Source organism: Bacteroides salyersiae (assembly GCF_031172035.1).
Taxonomy (GTDB): Bacteria; Bacteroidota; Bacteroidia; order Bacteroidales; family Bacteroidaceae; genus Bacteroides; species Bacteroides salyersiae.
Window position 1 is genome coordinate 1,150,670 of record NZ_CP133452.1, and the last position, 17,399, is coordinate 1,168,068.

14 protein-coding genes are annotated in these 17,399 nt (G+C 44.6%); 3 read left to right on the plus strand and 11 right to left on the minus strand.

Annotation, left to right across the window (positions count from 1 at the left end; genetic code table 11):
- The first annotated feature begins 36 nt into the window (after positions 1-36).
- Positions 37-813 (plus strand): endonuclease/exonuclease/phosphatase family protein, encoded by a 777-nt coding sequence (locus tag RB604_RS04210; protein ID WP_005927981.1) that lies wholly within the window; start codon positions 37-39, stop codon positions 811-813.
- Positions 814-847: 34 nt separating this feature from the next.
- Here the strand turns inward: RB604_RS04210 and RB604_RS04215 are convergent, their stop codons facing one another.
- The 4 genes from RB604_RS04215 to RB604_RS04230 all read right to left on the minus strand — a co-directional run bounded on the left by RB604_RS04215 (position 848) and on the right by RB604_RS04230 (position 5,618).
- Positions 848-2,248 (minus strand): sugar porter family MFS transporter, encoded by a 1,401-nt coding sequence (locus RB604_RS04215; RefSeq protein WP_055293936.1) that lies wholly within the window; start codon positions 2,246-2,248, stop codon positions 848-850.
- A 9-nt stretch (positions 2,249-2,257) separates the two neighbouring features.
- Positions 2,258-3,349: a DUF4434 domain-containing protein gene (locus RB604_RS04220; RefSeq protein ID WP_005927974.1), complete on the minus strand. Its 1,092-nt coding sequence runs from the start codon at positions 3,347-3,349 to the stop codon at positions 2,258-2,260.
- Between the two features lie 377 nt (positions 3,350-3,726).
- A complete protein-coding gene (locus tag RB604_RS04225; RefSeq protein WP_005927971.1) occupies positions 3,727-5,226 on the minus strand; it encodes a butyryl-CoA:acetate CoA transferase in 1,500 nt (499 codons plus the stop codon).
- A gap of 35 nt (positions 5,227-5,261) precedes the next feature.
- On the minus strand, positions 5,262-5,618 hold the full coding sequence (locus RB604_RS04230) for a hypothetical protein (RefSeq protein WP_224203611.1): 357 nt from the start codon (positions 5,616-5,618) through the stop codon (positions 5,262-5,264).
- A gap of 347 nt (positions 5,619-5,965) precedes the next feature.
- Between RB604_RS04230 and miaB the strand changes: the two genes are divergently transcribed.
- Together miaB and RB604_RS04240 are read left to right on the plus strand one after the other, a co-directional pair.
- On the plus strand, positions 5,966-7,339 hold the full coding sequence (miaB, locus tag RB604_RS04235; RefSeq protein ID WP_007479543.1) for a tRNA (N6-isopentenyl adenosine(37)-C2)-methylthiotransferase MiaB: 1,374 nt from the start codon (positions 5,966-5,968) through the stop codon (positions 7,337-7,339).
- A 91-nt stretch (positions 7,340-7,430) separates the two neighbouring features.
- Positions 7,431-8,534: a glycoside hydrolase family 88/105 protein gene (locus tag RB604_RS04240; RefSeq protein ID WP_055293938.1), complete on the plus strand. Its 1,104-nt coding sequence runs from the start codon at positions 7,431-7,433 to the stop codon at positions 8,532-8,534.
- 536 nt (positions 8,535-9,070) lie between these two features.
- On the opposite strand, the gene RB604_RS04245 is transcribed toward RB604_RS04240, so the two are convergent.
- Genes RB604_RS04245 through RB604_RS04275 form a run of 7 tightly spaced genes read right to left on the minus strand, consistent with a single transcriptional unit; the run spans position 9,071 to position 17,363 of the window.
- Positions 9,071-10,345, minus strand: a complete 1,275-nt coding sequence (locus RB604_RS04245; RefSeq protein WP_055293940.1) for an acetylxylan esterase — start codon at positions 10,343-10,345, stop codon at positions 9,071-9,073.
- Positions 10,342-11,796 carry a phosphohexomutase domain-containing protein gene (locus RB604_RS04250; RefSeq protein ID WP_007479540.1) on the minus strand — a complete coding sequence of 485 codons (1,455 nt, stop codon included), beginning with the start codon at positions 11,794-11,796 and terminating at the stop codon, positions 10,342-10,344. Before RB604_RS04250 ends, RB604_RS04245 begins: the two co-directional genes overlap by 4 nt.
- A 30-nt stretch (positions 11,797-11,826) precedes the next feature.
- A complete protein-coding gene (locus RB604_RS04255; RefSeq protein WP_007479539.1) occupies positions 11,827-12,531 on the minus strand; it encodes an N-acetylmannosamine-6-phosphate 2-epimerase in 705 nt (234 codons plus the stop codon).
- A gap of 21 nt (positions 12,532-12,552) precedes the next feature.
- Positions 12,553-13,392 (minus strand): endonuclease/exonuclease/phosphatase family protein, encoded by an 840-nt coding sequence (locus RB604_RS04260; RefSeq protein WP_005927952.1) that lies wholly within the window; start codon positions 13,390-13,392, stop codon positions 12,553-12,555.
- 18 nt (positions 13,393-13,410) lie between these two features.
- Positions 13,411-14,241, minus strand: a complete 831-nt coding sequence (locus tag RB604_RS04265; protein ID WP_055293942.1) for an endonuclease/exonuclease/phosphatase family protein — start codon at positions 14,239-14,241, stop codon at positions 13,411-13,413.
- 19 nt (positions 14,242-14,260) lie between these two features.
- Entirely contained in the window at positions 14,261-15,550 is a 1,290-nt protein-coding gene (locus tag RB604_RS04270) for an MFS transporter (protein ID WP_055293945.1), read from the minus strand.
- A gap of 4 nt (positions 15,551-15,554) precedes the next feature.
- The gene (locus RB604_RS04275; protein ID WP_229103643.1) at positions 15,555-17,363 is read right to left on the minus strand and encodes a T9SS type A sorting domain-containing protein; all 1,809 of its coding nucleotides are present in this window, start codon (positions 17,361-17,363) and stop codon (positions 15,555-15,557) included.
- Positions 17,364-17,399: the final 36 nt, after the last annotated feature.

Below are 17,399 nucleotides of genomic sequence, written 5' to 3' on the forward strand. Positions count from 1 at the left end.
ATAAATGATATATTTGTTGCCTAAACAGATTGTACCATGAAAAACTTATTTCTTATTTTTATTCTCTTATTTACTTTAGACCTAAATGCTCAAGATACATTAAGACTTAAAGTCATGACTTATAACTTGAGATTCGGAGAACTTGCAACTATCGATCAATTGGCTGAACATATTAAAGCTTTTCACCCTGACTTTGTGGCGCTTGAGGAGGTAGATGTAAATACTCAGCGGTCACTTGCTCCCCATCAGAACGGCAAAGACATGCTTTCCGAATTGGCGGGAAAAACCAATATGTTCGGTCTTTACGGGAAAACCATTCATTTCAGTAATGGTTATTATGGAATAGGAATACTTTCCAAATATCCTTATATAAACGTTACTAAAATAGCTTTACCCAATCCTCGTCCGGAGATTGAACCCCGTGTCCTTCTTGAAGCTCTGTTCGAAGTAGGGAAAAAAGATACCATCTGCTTTGCAGCCACCCATTTGGATGTAACGGATGAAAAGACTCGTGAATTGCAGGCAGAATGCATTACCGATCATTTTAAAAGTTCCCCTTATCCTGTGATTATCGGTGGAGATTTTAATGCGGAACCCAACTCCGGGGTCATAAAGAATATAATGACCCGTAATTGGTTTGACGCTACTGACTCGGCTCCGACTTTTCCTGCCTGGAATCCGGAAGTGAAGCTTGATTACATCTACGCCCGTCCTAAAAAGGGGTGGAGGCTGATAAGAACTCAAGCTGTTCAGTCGCTGCTGTCCGATCATCTTCCTATTGTCGCAGAGCTTGAATACATACGTGAACAATAATTTATCGATATACCTTTCATCCGTTGACCGATGATTACTTGATCCAATTCTTCTCGATTTCTTCAAGGCTTTTTCCGGTTGTTTCCGGAACCAGTTTCCATATAATCAGCATGTAGGGGATGCACATACCTGCGAAAATCAGGAAAGTACCGGCCGGAGTGATTGTCTGCAACATCCAGGGGGTTAATTGTCCGATAAGGTATGTTCCGATCCAGAGTGAGAAGCCGGCAATGGACATAGCCAGGCCCCGGACTTTGATCGGATACATTTCGGAAAGGAGTACCCAGATGACTGCGCATATCGATATGGCACAGCAGAAAATATAACTTAAGAAGAAGACAAGTAATGCAATACTCGGTATTCCTAATTCTGCCCCTTTGATAAAATAGAATGCGATGAGTATCAGCGAGAGTATCATGCCCGATACACCGTAATATACCAGCTTTTTTCGCCCTACTTTATCAATGATTACCAGAGCTAATACAGTGGTGAGCATATTAACCGTTCCTACCAATACCTGATAAAAAAGGGAATCGCCGTTGGATAAACCGCTTTTTTCGAAAATGGACGGTCCGTAATAAAGTACTGCGTTCACTCCCATGAATTGTCCTAAAATGGCGATGGCTACTCCGATCATTACAGCTTTGAGTATGCCGGGTTGTAATAGCATGGCCCATTCTGATTTCGATTCTTTACCGATGACCTGGCGGATGGCATTTATCTGTATTTCGGATTCATTCTTGCTGCCATAAATTCGTTGCAGAATGCGACCGGCTACGACGTCCTTATTTCGAAGAACCAGCCAGCGCGGACTTTCGGGAATAAAGAAAATGATCAGGAAGAAGAGTAATGCCGGAACAGTTTCGAGCCCTAACATACCTCTCCATATTTCATCTGAGAATATCTTAACGATCCATGGATAACCGGACTGGGCGGCGGATTCTGCCCCCAACATCAATTGGTAATTGGCCAGGTATGCACCTAAAAAGCCGACAGTGATAGCTAATTGATATAGCGATACCAATCGTCCACGATACTGGGCAATCGATACTTCGGATATATATAGCGGAGAAATAATGGAAACGATCCCAATGCCGATTCCTCCGATGATACGGTATACAACCAACTCGTTAAAAGATGCTGATAAAGCGCATCCTATGGCAGAGGCGGAAAACAGGATAGCCGAGAGGATCATGGTATTCTTTCGGCCGGCTTTATCACTAAGGACTCCTGCGCAGGCAACTCCCCCGATGGAACCTACCAATGCACAACCGACATACCATCCTTCTTGCAGGGTGGTTAATCCGAACTGTTGGGATACTTGTGCAATGGTTCCCGAAATAACCGCTGTATCGTATCCGAATAGGAAACCTCCCAAGGCGGCTACAATCGATAGAAATAGGATATATCCTATATTTGTTTTTGATTCGTTCATTTCCGTATATTATTTAATATCAAAATATTCTTTATAGCGGTTGTACAGATGGCCTGCCTGAAGATAGGCCGATTGCGGACTCATAAAATGAGAAAATTCGAATGTGATGGCTTTATCGTATCCGGCTCTTTGGGCGGCTTCGAGCTTGAGCCGTAACTTGTCGAATTTGATCGGGAAGAATTTGATCGGCATATCCCGGTCGAAAGATTCGGCATTGGTCCAGCATTTCAGCCCGTATTTATCGGCCAGCCTTTTGTTGACTTCAAAGAAAGCGTCGAGTTCATTATAGTCTATCTGACCGTCTTGGAAGGCGCAGGCGTCTACTACGTCACTGATTCCGGCAAAAATTTCATCCCACTCTTCTTCATGTTCCTTTACCGAAACATATTCTTTCTTGGTCAGTATCGAGCTGGATGCCTGCACGGCTTTTTTCCCATCGATCCATGGAGATATGAATGTAGGTAATCCATTCGATATATCTTTGCATTGTTTTCCTAATGCATGAAATGTTCCGATTGCCCCTTTGGTCTTTCGGCTGATTTCCGTACTGATATACCATCCTTGAAAGCTTTTGTATTTCTCTCCATAGTTTTTCCATACCTCATCGATTACATGTTTGTTGTGTTCTATTTCCCAGGTAAGGTCGTTCGTGTCCCAATATTTTCCGGAGTCATACAGGCCGAAATAAAATTTCATGCCATATTTATCTGCCAGTCTCAGATACATATCCAATAGATCGACTGAAGGTTTGTAGCACCCTTGCCCGATCAGATATTCGGAGGGATAGGTGATAAATTTACGATATCCTGATCGGATCATGATGACGGTGTCTATACCAATTGCTTTCATATGCCGGAAGTCAGCATCCCATTCTTTTTCTCCCCAATTTTGGTGGGGGATGTCATGGGATATCTCGTCCAGGAAAGTGCCGGTTATTTTTAATGCATTGTTTTTGGGGACAATGAGTCTGCTCCGGATTTCATCAGTTGGCGTTTCTTCTCTTTTGGAGTTGCAGGAAGACAACCATGACGGTAACGTAATGGCGGCAGCACTTGCCAATGCTGATTTCTTCAGAAATTCTCTACGATTGTTGCTTTTCATATTCTCTGGTTTTTCTATTTGGATTCTGCTATTTATCTTGGTTATCGGGAATTGTCTGTATTCCTAATAAGGAGTAGTAGCCGGACACGTGTCTATGTGCTTTTCCGGATTACCCTTGGCAAACAAGGGGCTAAAATCATTAATTGGCTAATAATGTATCTAATGTGGGAACAAATAAAATAATAAAATTATAATAATGCAAGCATTTGATTAAATATTTTATTAAATAGCCCTATAATGTCACTTCGCTAATAAGAATTATTGAAGATGTATTGGGAAGGGGGAGTATATAAAATAAAACAACGGCATAAATTCGTCTTGTTATAACTTTGAATTTATGTCGTTGTTTCTTAAATGATGTTATTGAACGGGCGCTGTTATTTAGTGTACTCTGCCCAATTTATGTTTCTCATGTCACCACTTTTAGATAGTTCGGCATGCATACCCAACGATGCTTGAATACAATGAGGAGTCTGTGCCTTGTTGCCTGCCAATTTGAGATAATCCCAAAGAATTTGTTTGTAGTCCGGATGAGCACAGTTTTCAATAATAGCTTGCGCACGTTCTTTCGGGCTCTTGCCACGCAGGTCGGCTACTCCTTGTTCGGTGATAACGATATTCACAGAGTGCTCACTATGGTCGAGATGAGATACCATCGGAACAATGGCACTGATCTTGCCTTCTTTGGCAACAGACGGACAGGTGAAAATGGATATATAAGCATTGCGGGTGAAATCTCCCGAACCGCCTATACCGTTCATCATCTTTGTACCACCGATGTGGGTAGAGTTGACATTGCCGTAGATATCGGTTTCGATAGCTGTATTAATGGAAATGATACCCAAGCGGCGAACGACTTCCGGACTGTTGGATATTTCTGAAGGGCGGAGAACCAGCTTGTCCCGGAAGAAATCCATATCATCATAGATACCTTGCAGGCAGTCATTGGTAACGGTCAGCGAGCAGGCGCTACCAAATTTAACACGACCGTCGCGGATCAATCCGATAACGGAATTCTGAATCACTTCGGTGTACATTTCGAAAGCCGGAATCGTTTTGTCACGTCCGAGGGCTCCCAATACTGCATTGGCTATATTGCCTACCCCCGATTGCAACGGAAGGAAAGTAGATGGAATGATGCCACGCTTCATGTCGGCAGCTAAGAAATCGGCTACGTTCTGACCGATTTTATCTGTCAACGGGTCTGCTTCGGCAAAAGAACGGGCTTCGTCCGGCCAGTTTGTTTCCACTACGCCGATAATCTTCTTCGGGTCTACTTGTATATAAGGTGTACCGATTCGGTCACTGGGTTTATAGATCGGTATTTCGCGGCGATAAGGGGGATCGAGCGGTTCGTATACATCGTGCATTCCCATCATGTTTTTGCTGTGGGCGCTGTTCAGCTCCACGATGATTTTATCTGCCAGACGACAAACGGTAGGAGCAATGCCACCGGCAGCAGTCAGATAAATTTTTCCGTCCGGAGTCACTTCACAGGCTTCGATGATGGCAACATTTACCTTCCCCATGAAGCCGTAACGAACTTCTTGTGCCATTTGTGACAAATGGATGTCATTGTAAGCTATTTCGCCATTGTTCACAGCCTTGCGGAAATCGGAATTGGTGGTGTATGGAGCGCGATAACGAATTGCTTTAGCGCGTGACAGCACACCGTCGCAAGAATCGCCGGTAGAAGCACCTGTAAAAATACCTATCTGGTAAGGGTTTCCTTTTGCATGTTCCGCTTCTGCTATTTTTGCAATTTCCGCCGTAACGGCTTTGGCCGTTCCTGCAGGAGTAAACCCGCTCAGGCCGATGTTGTAGCCATGTTTAACCAGGCTTGCAGCTTCTGCTGCCGAGATAAAATTAAGTGCCATAAAAATCGTATATTTTTCGTGTTAGAATATCTATATTAATATTTTCTTCGAAGTATTTCCGACCAGATGATGGCACGCCTTGCCTCTTCTGCCGAACGAATGGAAAAATCATTTTTGCAAGTTTCCGCTTTTTTGTTTGTTTTGGGTGGTGACGGAGGAGCATAGGTATTTCTTGTGCCTTCTTGAAAAACGGGTGGTTTCGGGGAGGCTGTTACTTGCTCGTAAGTTTTTTCAATAATTACAGGTTCTTCGAATTCGGGTTCATATTCGTATTCCGGAGCAGGCATGGAATTTCCTTTTTCAGACTTTTTGTTTTTTTCTTTATTGAACTGTCTGAAAATTCCAAAAGCAAGAATGCCTGCCACCAAGAGAAATTGCATTACATCTTCCATTGTCTTTTTGGATTGTTGTCCGTTTTTTAGGATTATAGTTCGCCAAAGGTAGTTATTTAATCTGATTAGAGCTAACATTTTAGCATGAAAAAAGGGCAGCTTCACAGCTCCCCTTAATTTTTTTAACCTAAACCTTAACTATGAAAAAATCTAATGTTTCTTTCATTGCACAAAAGTGTGAAATAAAATAGAAAGCTCCAAGCGGTAGGTGAAAAAATGTTTGTTTCTTTAACGTAAATTAAAGATTTAGGCTTCAGATACTAACTTAAAGCGTTATTTTTGTTTCAATTTGCTGCTTATTGGGTGTGAAGCTGTATCTTTGCAAGGAAAATTTAAATTATAAAATTATGAACGAGTTAACGGGAGCGGACTTTAAATCCGCAACTGCCGATGACAACAAAAAGTTGTTTATTGAAACGTATGGTTGCCAGATGAACGTGGCCGACAGTGAAGTAATTGCTTCTGTGATGCAGATGGCGGGATATGGCGTGGCCGGATCATTGGATGAAGCGGATGCGGTGTTTATGAATACTTGCTCTATCCGCGATAATGCGGAGCAGAAGATTTTGAACCGTCTGGAATTCTTCCACTCATTGAAAAAAAAGAAGAAGAATCTGATTGTTGGGGTATTGGGTTGCATGGCAGAACGTGTGAAAGACGATCTGATCGAGCATCATCATGTCGATTTGGTGGTGGGACCGGATGCCTATCTGACTCTGCCTGAACTGGTGGCTTCGGTGGAAGCCGGCGAGAAGGCCATTAATGTAGATTTGTCTACTACCGAGACGTATCGTGATGTGATTCCTTCGCGTATTTGCGGGAATCATATTTCCGGTTTCGTTTCTATTATGCGTGGTTGCAATAATTTTTGTACCTACTGTATTGTGCCTTATACCCGTGGCCGCGAGCGTAGCCGTGATGTCGAAAGCATTCTCAATGAAGTGGCGGATTTGGTAACAAAAGGTTATAAGGAAATTACCCTTTTAGGGCAAAATGTAAACTCTTATCGTTTTGAAAAGCAGGACGGTGAAGTGGTTACTTTTCCAATGCTCCTGCGTATTGTGGCCGAAGCGGCGCCGGGCGTGAGAATCCGTTTCACGACTTCGCATCCCAAGGATATGAGTGACGAAACCCTGGAGGTTATTGCACAGATGCCTAACGTTTGCAAACATATTCATCTGCCGGTACAGAGCGGAAGTTCGCGTATTTTGAAACTGATGAACCGTAAGTATAATCGTGAGTGGTATCTGGAACGCGTGGATGCCATCAAACGTATAATTCCAGATTGTGGGTTGACTACCGATATTTTCTCCGGTTTCCATTCGGAGACGGAAGAAGATCATCAGGAGTCTCTCTCTCTGATGGAAATTTGTGGTTATGATGCCGCTTTTATGTTTAAATATTCCGAACGTCCCGGCACATATGCTTCCAAGCATCTTGAAGACAATGTGCCTGAAGAGGTAAAAATACGCCGCCTCAACGAGATTATCGCTTTGCAGAACCGTTTGTCGGCCGAATCGAATGCACGTTGCATCGGGAAGACTTACGAGGTGTTGGTAGAGGGCGTTTCCAAACGTTCGCGCGAGCAGCTCTTTGGGCGTACGGAGCAGAATCGTGTGGTGGTGTTCGACCGAGGGACGCATAAAATCGGTGACTTTGTAAATGTGAAAATTACCGAGTCCAGTTCGGCTACACTAAAAGGCGAAGAGGTAATGGCATAAATCTGCCGGTGCAGGAATTTTTATACGAAAATTCCTGCATAAATACCGGAAAGGTTTACCTTTGTCCTGAAAACACTAAAATGATACTACTATGAACAGATTTTTCCTTTCTATCGTCTCCTTGTTGGTCTCGTTATCGATGTCGGGGCAGTTGCCGTTTCAAAAGTCAGAAGTAAAAGAGGTAATGAAGAAAGTGGCCGATTGGCAGATTGCACACCAGAAAGATGTAAAACACGGACCGCTCGACTGGACCAATGCCGCATTGTATATGGGCATGCTCGATTGGGCCGAACTGGCGGAAAAAGAGTCCGGCGACACTTCTTATTATGACTGGCTGGTAAAGTTGGGACGGCGTTATGGCTGGCAACCCGATAAGCGGATGTATCACGCTGATGACATAGCTGTAGGGCAGGTCTTTGTCGATTTATATTGTAAATATAAAGATAGGAATATGTTGTATCCTACACAGGCACGTGCAGAATGGGTCGTTAACCATCCTTCCGACGGGCCGATGGAACTGGATTATAAAAAGCGCGAGACGCTGGAGCGCTGGACTTGGTGCGATGCACTTTATATGGCACCTCCCGTATATGTGAAGCTTTATGTGCTGACAGGAGATAAGAGATTTATCAAATTCATGAATAAGGAGTATAAGGCCACTTATGATCTTCTGTTTGATAAAGACGAACGCCTGTTTTATCGCGATTCCCGTTATCTTACCCAAAAGGAGGCCAATGGTGCGAAAGTATTCTGGGGGCGTGGCAACGGCTGGGTACTTGGAGGATTGGCGGAAATGCTTCAGGATTTTCCGAAGAAAGACAAGAACCGGAAATTTTATGAAGATCTGTTCGTTACTCTTTCCGAACGTGCGGCGAAGTTGCAGAGTCCCGATGGTTTCTGGCATGCCAGTATGCTCGATCCGGCATCTTACCCGTCACCGGAAACCAGTGCTACCGGATTCATCGTATATGCACTGGCTTATGGGATAAATGAAGGCTTGCTCGACAAGGATATCTATCTGCCTGTCGTGGAGAAAGGATGGAAAGCTTTGGTCTCTGCTGTTGAGACGGATGGAAAGTTGGGATATGTACAACCTATCGGGGCTGATCCTAAAAAAGTGACACGTGATATGACCGAGGTATACGGTGTGGGAGCGTTTTTGCTGGCGGGAAATCAGATTTATAAGTTAATATAAATAATTGGCTGATGGGTTAATATATCCATGAACTAACTGGTTACGCTGTTATTATGGAGAGAGGTTGCTTGTCTTGAAATATTATTATTACGACCGACTGCTTTGTTATTGAAATCCGGTATAAATAACCGGATTTCACTTTGTTTTTACCCCCTTCACCGCATTCACCTTTTTCCATCAAATCCCTTATTTATCGGATGTATAAGGTGAAGGGCACTTCCGGAAATTATGCACTGTGCAAAAGTTCCTTGAAGACGGTTCTTGTATATATTATGCATTGTTTTCACTGCCTGTAAGGACGGTGCTCAGAGACAGTGGGCATCCGGGCTGCAATTATCGGTTTCCCAGTTCGTATTCTCTTTCTGTCTTTCACCCTGTATATCCTATGAATAAGGGATTTGATGGAAAAAGGTGAATGCGGTGAAGGGGGTAAAAACGAAGTGAATACCAACTGTTTCATCAAATTTTAATTCCTTCGGATGAAGAAAAGACGTAGCAGGTTCCATTTCCGGTTGTACCCATTCGGATTGTGACTCTTATTTTCCGGTCAGTTTATCTATCAGCCATTGATTGACTTTTATATTCTGTTCCGGATAACGCCAATGTCCGGTTTCTTTCAACAGATAGAGTTCTTTGGGTGCTTTTATGATGTTGTATGCACTGTAAAAAGAGGTGGGTGGGCAGGTTTCGTCACTGTATCCCCAAGAGTAGAATCCGGGGATACGGATGTAACGTGCGAAATTGACCACATCGTAGTATGCCAGTACTTTCGTTTCCTCGGGTGTGAGTTCTTTTACGCCAAACCAGCCGCCTGCCCGGTTGTGGGCATATCCGCCTATGTCACAGAGGGCGGGATAGAAAGCTGCCAGATACTTCACTCTGGAGTCGAGGGCGGCTGTCACTAAAGTTAAAGCTCCTCCCTGGCTACCGCCGTAGGCGGCCAGATTCTTTCCGTCATACTGTGGGAGTGCAGTGAGAAAATCGTTTGCCCGTATGCAACCGAGAAACACCCGGTTGTAATAGTAGTTTTCGCGGTCGTTCATGCGATGATACATATAATCCTTCAACGCTCCGAATTGTAGACTGCCGTATGCCTCCGCCTTTAAATCCAGAGGAATACCATGAATTCCGATCCGGAAGGTGATGACTCCCAGGCGTGCCAGTTCTTTATCACCGGTATGTTTTGCCACACCGGCTCCCGGCAGGCGTAAAACTGCGGGGAAACGTCCCTCTTTATTGGGAATGCATAATATTCCGTATAGGTGATTTCCACGGATATAGTGGGTAACTTTTACACGGTATACTTTTACATCGGCGTCACTCTCTTCCGGTATGAAGGTCATTTCTGATTTCATGGGATATTCTCTCATACGGCGGATCTGATCGTTCCAGAATGAATGGAAATCTTTGGGTATCAAAGTGGTAGGCCGTATCTGTTCGCAATCGTACGCGATGTTGATGAGATTGCGATAAGAAAATCCGTCTACCGTAGCTCTGACTTCACACGACAGGAATCCGGGCTGTTGCATACCCGGAGATTTTATTGTGACGGAGCCGTTCTTGAGTAAAACAGAATCTTTTTGTATTGGCACCATTTTCTCCGGTCCTACTGCATATTCTATCTTTATATTGTTCAGCTTCTGTTGATCGCGGAACAACGAAATGGTGAAATGCGCCGGTTCGCCTATCTTATAATTCCAATCATAATGATCGGGTGTGATTTGAATTGTTATGAGATCTTTGTTTCCTTTCGTTGCCTGTGCACCAATGGTGAAGAAAACCAGAACGGATAAGATGAATATTTTTTTCATGCTTTATGTCTTTTTGAATGAATGATATTGCCGGATACCTGAAGAAGCAGATTTTGTCCTTGTCGGAGCAGGCCCGATACCTCTTCACCGGTCTGTCCCTCTGCATAGAAGCGGATCATATCTTCCGTTTCCGAACTGCGGATCAACAACCATCGGCAATCTCCTTTAAAAATAAATTTAAGCCCGTTTACGACACCCCGGCTGCTTAAATATGATTTTACTTCCCGAATGGAGAATCCTGCCACTTCAAGAGGTTGATTTTCATATAACCAAGGTAATAGTTCATTTTTATCCGATTGTCCGTAACTCATGTCGATACGGTCATAATAGATAGGTCCCATAGCTTGCTGCCGGTCTTTCAGATAATCGGAGATTTTACGGTAAGACGATGCAGCGAGCATTTCGAGGAGAAGAAGCGAAGAAAATATACCGTCCCGTTCGGGTATATGCATGCCATAGCCGAAACCACCGCTTTCTTCTCCGCCAAAGGCAATGGGATGGGTGGTCATTAGGTCGGCGATGTATTTGAACCCGACTTGAACTTCATATACCGGCGTTTGGGGAGATTCAAAAATACTGCGTATCTTGTCGGACACGGAGGAGGTCTTCACAATACCGCCCGGAATCTGTTTTACCCGTTTTAAATAGTCTACCAGTAGTAATATGGTGTTTTGTGCTGATAGCCACTCTCCGGTGTCGAGACATACCCCTACCCTGTCGGCATCTCCGTCAGTTGCTACACCCAAAGCGAAATTACCTTCTTTCAACGCTTCTTTTAGGGGTAATAGGTTCTTTTCGATAGGTTCGGCCAAGCGTCCGTGAAAAGTTTCGGAAGCTTCGGAACAGATACTTCGGGCAAGGCAGTTGTGGCTGTGTAGTATCTCTTGAATGAGTGTAAGACCTGCCCCGCCCATACTGTCTATTAATATATTCAGTGCTGCTTTTCTGATTATCTCAAAATCGATCCGTTTTTCGATGTGTTCTACATAGGCAGGTATGAAATTCATTTTATGTATATGCGTGGTAGACCGTACCACTGGAGATGCATATAAATATTGCTCTACTTTCCGTGTGTCGTCCGAGCAGAACGGACCTCCCAACCGCGATTTGAATTTAATGCCATTGTATGAAGGCGGATTGTGTGAAGCGGTAATCATTACGCCGGCACAGCAATTAAGGTGTAAGGTGGCATAAGATAATACGGGTGTCGGGGCGATCCGGTCGGATAATAATACCTGTATTCGATTGCCTGATAATACTTCGGCAAATGTAGTGGCAAATAATTGTGAATTCTTGCGGGTATCGTAAGCCAGCGCCACGCAGGGAGATTTTTCTTTATAATCTCGGTGTATAAAATCGGCAAATGCCTGAGCTGCTATCGATACGGTTTCTTCATTTATTTCCGTATCGATGTGTGCCCGCCATCCATCCGTTCCAAAAAATATATTCATGTTTTTATTATTTATTGAATTTTTGACTGTTTAGACGATATTTGCATGTTGCAGAGCTTCCGAAAACCATTGTGTGATGAGGTGGGGACGGGTAATGGCCGAGCCTACAACGACTGCCCAGGCACCGTTTTCTATTCCTCTTGCCGCTTCGACGGGGGTGTTATAACGCCCTTCGGCAAATACAGGGCAGTCGGGAAGGGCTTTGACACAATTGCGGAGAATCTCCAGAGACGGACCGTGCTTAGTTTCTTTCATGGTATAGGGCGTGTAACCGCATAGAGTGGTCGAAACACAGTCGGCACCGGCTTCTCTGCATGCTATTGCTTCGTCTACGGTCGAAATGTCCGACATTATTTTTATCCCGTCATATCTCTCTTTTATCTTCCGGATGTATTCCGGGCCGGTGAGCCCGTTTTCCCGCAAACGGAAGGTACCGTCTACGGCAATGAGCGGGGTATCGATTGCCATGAGTGCCTCTACTTCCTTGAATGAACCGGTGATACGTACAAAACCGTCTGCAAAATGAGATTTTGTCAGTCCGATTACCGGCAAGCGGCTATGGCGTATAAGGTAGTCGGTTTTCTCTATGCCACACGAACGAATGCCGGCGGCACCTCCTTGGGCGGCACATTGGGCAAAAGCCCCTACCCCTTCGGGAGAATTAAAAGGTGAACCCTCTTCGGCCTGACACGAAACGATGAGCCGGCCTTTTACTTTCTGAAATATGTCAATCATTGTTTTCTTGATAATAAGTTCTTAAAAGTCAGCAGTAATCACTATCGGATAGTGATCCGACATATAAACCGGATCGGAATTTTTGGTGATGGTTACAGCTTGGGTAACCGATACGTATTCGTTCACAAAAATATAATCGATCTGTGAGGGAGGATACAGTTTACCATAACTGTGTGCCGTTCCCGCAGGGCCGGATTTCTCAGTGGCGATGTCCCTTGAATTGATAAATTCGCTAAGAAAGGCGTTGACAGGCGGAGTTCCCGGTATACTGTTCATATCTCCTGTAATGAATACGGCTTCCTCTGTCGTCATTTCTTTTATCTTTTTGCAAATCAGCCGGGCACCCTCCAGTTTAGCAATGGTACCTACATGGTCGAGGTGGGTATTGAATACATAAAACGTGCGGCAATTCTCTATATCCCTGAACTTAGCCCATGTACAGATGCGGGGAAACTTCCCGTCCCATCCTTTGCTGACAACATCCGGGGTTTCAGAGAGCCAGAACGTTCCGTAATCTAATACATTCAGCTTTTTCTTATTGTAGAAGATAGGGGTAAAGACATCGGTGTCTGCCGTACCTTGTGCGGAAACTCCTAACCATTCATAGATCCCGATAGACAGGAAGTCTTGTACCTGGTCGGCCAACGGTTCCTGCATACATACAATGTCGTACCGGTAATTGGTGAATTCTCTGATTACCATCTTCTTGCGGTTCGACCAGGCATTTACTCCGGTGTCCATATTCGAACCGCGGATATTGAAACTACAGATTGTAATTTCGTTCTCGTAATTTTCGCCTTGTGCCGGCATCCACGAAAGACCGAGGCAAATGAAAAAGAAAATATATATTCTGAAAGTCATATCGTTTTTCTTATTGGGTTATAAAGAGGCATTGACAAAAACTGCATAGTGGTCCGAAGGGAAGAAGCCATTGGGATAATGCTCGTCATCGGCTGTATAATCCAGTATCTTGATTTTATCATTTACAAAGATGTAGTCGATTCGTACCGGTTCTACTTGTCCGAAGTTATGGGCTGTACCTACCGGGCCTAAGAGATGTGGAGCGATGGTACGGGAGTCTTTATAATGTGCAGTGTATTCTTTGTATGCATCGGTAGTATCGAAGCTGTTCATGTCTCCGCATATAAACAGGGGGGCATCACCCGCAAATTTTCTTGCCTGCCGGCAGACTAATGCCGCACCTTCCTGTTGGGCTATACGTCCTTTGTGGTCAAGATGGGTGTTGAAAACATAGAATATTCTTCCGCTTTTGCGATCGCGGAATTTGGCCCAAGTGCAGTAACGGTCGTACTTTCCGTCCCATCCCTTTGAAAAAGGAGCCATTGTTTCGGATAGCCAGAACATCTCGTTGTGCAATAGTTCAAAGCGTTCGGCCTTGTAGAATATAGGGTTGTACAGTCCTCTGATTCCTACAAAGGCATAACCTGTGGCTTGCTCTATATCTTCCAGTTGGTTGGCCAATACTTCTTGCATACATACGATGTCGAAATCGTGATTATTTATTATTTTACATAACGAGTCTTTCCGGAATTTCCAGGAGTTGATGCCATCGTTAGGCAGGTCTCCCCGAATGTTGTAAGTACAGAAGCGGATGTTGCAATCGCCGGTTTTGTTTTTTCCCCGGACGGGAGAAATGATTCCTGTCAAAACAAATAATAGGATAAACAGGATTTGAAAGTTTCTTTTCATGACTGGTAGTATTTTATATTTAGTAATGAATGTTCGATGATACATGTTTCTTTCTTGCTCCCCAGATAATCAGCAGGGACAACAAGGATACGAGTGCGGCCGAAAGCCAGAAAATGCGGATGGCGGAGAAATCGTAAACAGGATTGCCATCGACGATAGCCTTACGCGACTCTATCAGAAAACCACTGACGACGTCCTGTAAGCCGGCTGCTGCATAACTGGCTATGCCGATAACTCCTACTGCCGCGCCTGTGGCTTCTTTGGGAGCGATATCTATGGCCATAAGTCCGCCAAGAAAACACAGCAGGATACCGATAGATATACCGAACAATATCATCGAGATGATATCCAGTATTTCGCACTGCCGTGGCCCGAAGAGGAATAATGCCAATGCTGCCAGATTAAGCAAACTTGACAGGCAGGCCGGTATGGTCCGGTTACTGCGGAACATTTTATCGGAAATAAGGCCTGAGAATACTGTCCCTACAATGCCGCAAACCGAACTGACGGAAACGAGTGTACTGGCTGTTACGATGTTGTAACCCTTTTCTATCTCGAAGTAGTACACTCCCCAGCTATTTACGGCATAACGGCTGATATACATAAATGCGCTGGCGAGTGCCAACATCCATATCATCGGGTTCTTTAAGACTTCGGCCTGTTTATGTTTTACAGTCGAATCCTTTGGCTGGCTGGTCGAGCCGGGCAATCCGGCTTTCCATTCGGGAGGTGTCGGTTTTAGGAAAGTAAATATCAGGGCAACCCCTATGGCTCCCAGACATGCGGCGCTCATAAATCCCCACTGCCATCCCAAGGCACCGACAATGAATGAAGTGAAAATAAAGGTAAGCGCCTCTCCTATGTTGTGGCTCGCGCTCCAGAAACCGTATACTGTGCCACGTTCTTTCTCCGTAAACCAACGGTTGAGTGCTATGACGCTGCACGGACCGCCTACCGATTGAAACCAGCCGTTTAACGCCCAGAGTATGACAAACGCCCAAAAGGGTACGGCAAAGCCGAGTGCGGCATTTACCAAAGTTGCCACAAAGAGGCCTCCTGCCATCAGATAACGTACATTTACCCTATCTGCTAAGAATCCATTTACAAATTTACCGATTGCATAGGTAAAGAATAGGGCGGAACCGATGATTCCTAACTCTGTTTCTGTAAGGTATCCGGCATCTACTATCGGTTTCTTGACAACGTTCAGGCTTAGCCGGCAGACGTAAAACAGGCCATAACCCAAAGTTGCTGCTGCAAATACAGCCCATTTGGTCCGGTTATATTTATTTTGTTGAGTATGGTTCATCGTTCTATTTCTTAATGATTTTTTGTGACCGGATGTTTTGTTCCGAGATACATCTTATGATGTAGATTCCTTGCGGCAGATCGGATACATTGATCGCTTCGGAGAGGGAGGTCAACTTACGGTCTTGCACCAGTTGTCCCTGAGCCGATATGATTTGAAGCCGTATTTGGGGTGCTCCGGTTATGCCTTCGATAAAGAATTCATTTTCTACCGGGTTAGGATAGATTTGCAGGTTGCTCTCTTCAGCTTTTGTGAAACCGGTACCACCGTTGGGGGCAATTTGTAGTGTGCAGGAGGATACCGAGGTATCTCCCAATTCATCAGTGCCCTGTATTGTTAAGGGGAAAGAGCCGTTTTCCAAAGGAATACCCGACAGGTCGCCTTGTATTGAGAGGGATATGCCGGCCGGCAAATTACCGGATAGCAATTGATAAGTCACTTTTCGTGATCCGCCCCGATGGTAGATACAATTACGGTAAGCGATGTCTTCTTGTGCCGGTATCACATGGTCGGTGAATATACGGATATGTGGATAAGAGGTTAATGCAATGTTGTTGCCCGTACCGGTTGCGTCCAATGGAAATGCTGTTGTGCCGGATAGGGTAAGATTAGTCGTATGATACGTAATGCCATATTCATCGGCTTCTTTAAAATTGGTCAGAATGAACAGGCGCGTTTCATCCGCATCCGGCATAAACAGCAGGTCGGTTATCTCCTCCTCAGTTTTATTACCGAAACGTTTTACGTTCAGCACCCGGTTTTCCGGAGAGAGTTTGATCAGAAAAGCATCTTTAGCTCCTTTGTCCGGAAGATTGTAACGGTTGTCACCGGACGGATTGAAGACGACCTTTCCCGTGCAATAACCTCCGGCATATATTTCGTCGTTGTCATTGATATATAGGGCATTGATCATTGTATTTTTGCTTGTGGAGGTTCCTCCGGCTGTGTATATAGACGAATAGCTGCCGTCCGGATTTAGCAGGATACATAATGCATGTTGTACGCCTGCGGATGTCGTGGCTTGTACAGACGAGCCGATTGTAAGTTCTTTGCTTGTTGTAGATCCGGATAGGGCAATCTTACCGTTATTCATGCATGCCATGTCGGATAGGGATTCGTTTCCTGTCCCGATTATCGGGCAAGTCCATAATTTCTTTCCGGATGTGTTGAAACGGCTCGCAAATAGGTTTGTATCGCCTGTCATTGTTCCCCTGCATGTTCCGGCAAGAATAATATCCGTTCCATCGGTCACTATCTTTTCTGCCGAAGCAGATGCATATTCGCTTTCCGAGATTTTCCACAGTTGCTCTCCGGACATTGAATAGGCAGCCAGAAAATATTGTTCCTCGGAATTCCCACAGAGATACAATGTATGGTCGAGCAATACAAAATCTTTCAAGATGAGATCCATATGTTCTGCGAATGACATAGGAGCGGATAGGACACCTTTCGGAGAGATGGAGTACAATTTCTCGTTTCCGTCTGTCCCAGTGAGCAGCCATAATGTTCCGTTCTCGTCTGTTACAGCCGATCTGACCTGTGACTCGTTTTCAATCATACTCAGATGCTCACGAATGCCTTCGACCGAATAGCGGGCTACGAAGACAGTAGGTAGGGCGGATGTTAGGTCGGTTTGCGTATCGGTAATGAGTTCTCCGTTGAATTCTCCGGTCAGCCAGATGCTTCCTTTATCCGATATGATTTTACGTCCGTATGTGGTTATCGTACTTCCTAAATGTTGCACAGTCTCGGGCGGTTGCGCATGAGATACGGTACAGGTAAGAAGTAGAATGATGATTAGGATTCTGTTCATGATATATATGTCATAAAGAAAGGGATGCCCGGACAT

What these genes read in the sequence shown, in the direction of transcription:
- RB604_RS04210 (WP_005927981.1), top strand. Translation starts at nt 37, where the DNA reads ATGAAAAACTTATTTCTTATTTTTATTCTCTTATTTACTTTAGACCTA.
- RB604_RS04215 (WP_055293936.1), bottom strand. Translation starts at nt 2,248, where the DNA reads ATGAACGAATCAAAAACAAATATAGGATATATCCTATTTCTATCGATT.
- RB604_RS04220 (WP_005927974.1), bottom strand. Translation starts at nt 3,349, where the DNA reads ATGAAAAGCAACAATCGTAGAGAATTTCTGAAGAAATCAGCATTGGCA.
- RB604_RS04225 (WP_005927971.1), bottom strand. Translation starts at nt 5,226, where the DNA reads ATGGCACTTAATTTTATCTCGGCAGCAGAAGCTGCAAGCCTGGTTAAA.
- RB604_RS04230 (WP_224203611.1), bottom strand. Translation starts at nt 5,618, where the DNA reads ATGGAAGATGTAATGCAATTTCTCTTGGTGGCAGGCATTCTTGCTTTT.
- miaB (WP_007479543.1), top strand. Translation starts at nt 5,966, where the DNA reads ATGAACGAGTTAACGGGAGCGGACTTTAAATCCGCAACTGCCGATGAC.
- RB604_RS04240 (WP_055293938.1), top strand. Translation starts at nt 7,431, where the DNA reads ATGAACAGATTTTTCCTTTCTATCGTCTCCTTGTTGGTCTCGTTATCG.
- RB604_RS04245 (WP_055293940.1), bottom strand. Translation starts at nt 10,345, where the DNA reads ATGAAAAAAATATTCATCTTATCCGTTCTGGTTTTCTTCACCATTGGT.
- RB604_RS04250 (WP_007479540.1), bottom strand. Translation starts at nt 11,796, where the DNA reads ATGAATATATTTTTTGGAACGGATGGATGGCGGGCACACATCGATACG.
- RB604_RS04255 (WP_007479539.1), bottom strand. Translation starts at nt 12,531, where the DNA reads ATGATTGACATATTTCAGAAAGTAAAAGGCCGGCTCATCGTTTCGTGT.
- RB604_RS04260 (WP_005927952.1), bottom strand. Translation starts at nt 13,392, where the DNA reads ATGACTTTCAGAATATATATTTTCTTTTTCATTTGCCTCGGTCTTTCG.
- RB604_RS04265 (WP_055293942.1), bottom strand. Translation starts at nt 14,241, where the DNA reads ATGAAAAGAAACTTTCAAATCCTGTTTATCCTATTATTTGTTTTGACA.
- RB604_RS04270 (WP_055293945.1), bottom strand. Translation starts at nt 15,550, where the DNA reads ATGAACCATACTCAACAAAATAAATATAACCGGACCAAATGGGCTGTA.
- RB604_RS04275 (WP_229103643.1), bottom strand. Translation starts at nt 17,363, where the DNA reads ATGAACAGAATCCTAATCATCATTCTACTTCTTACCTGTACCGTATCT.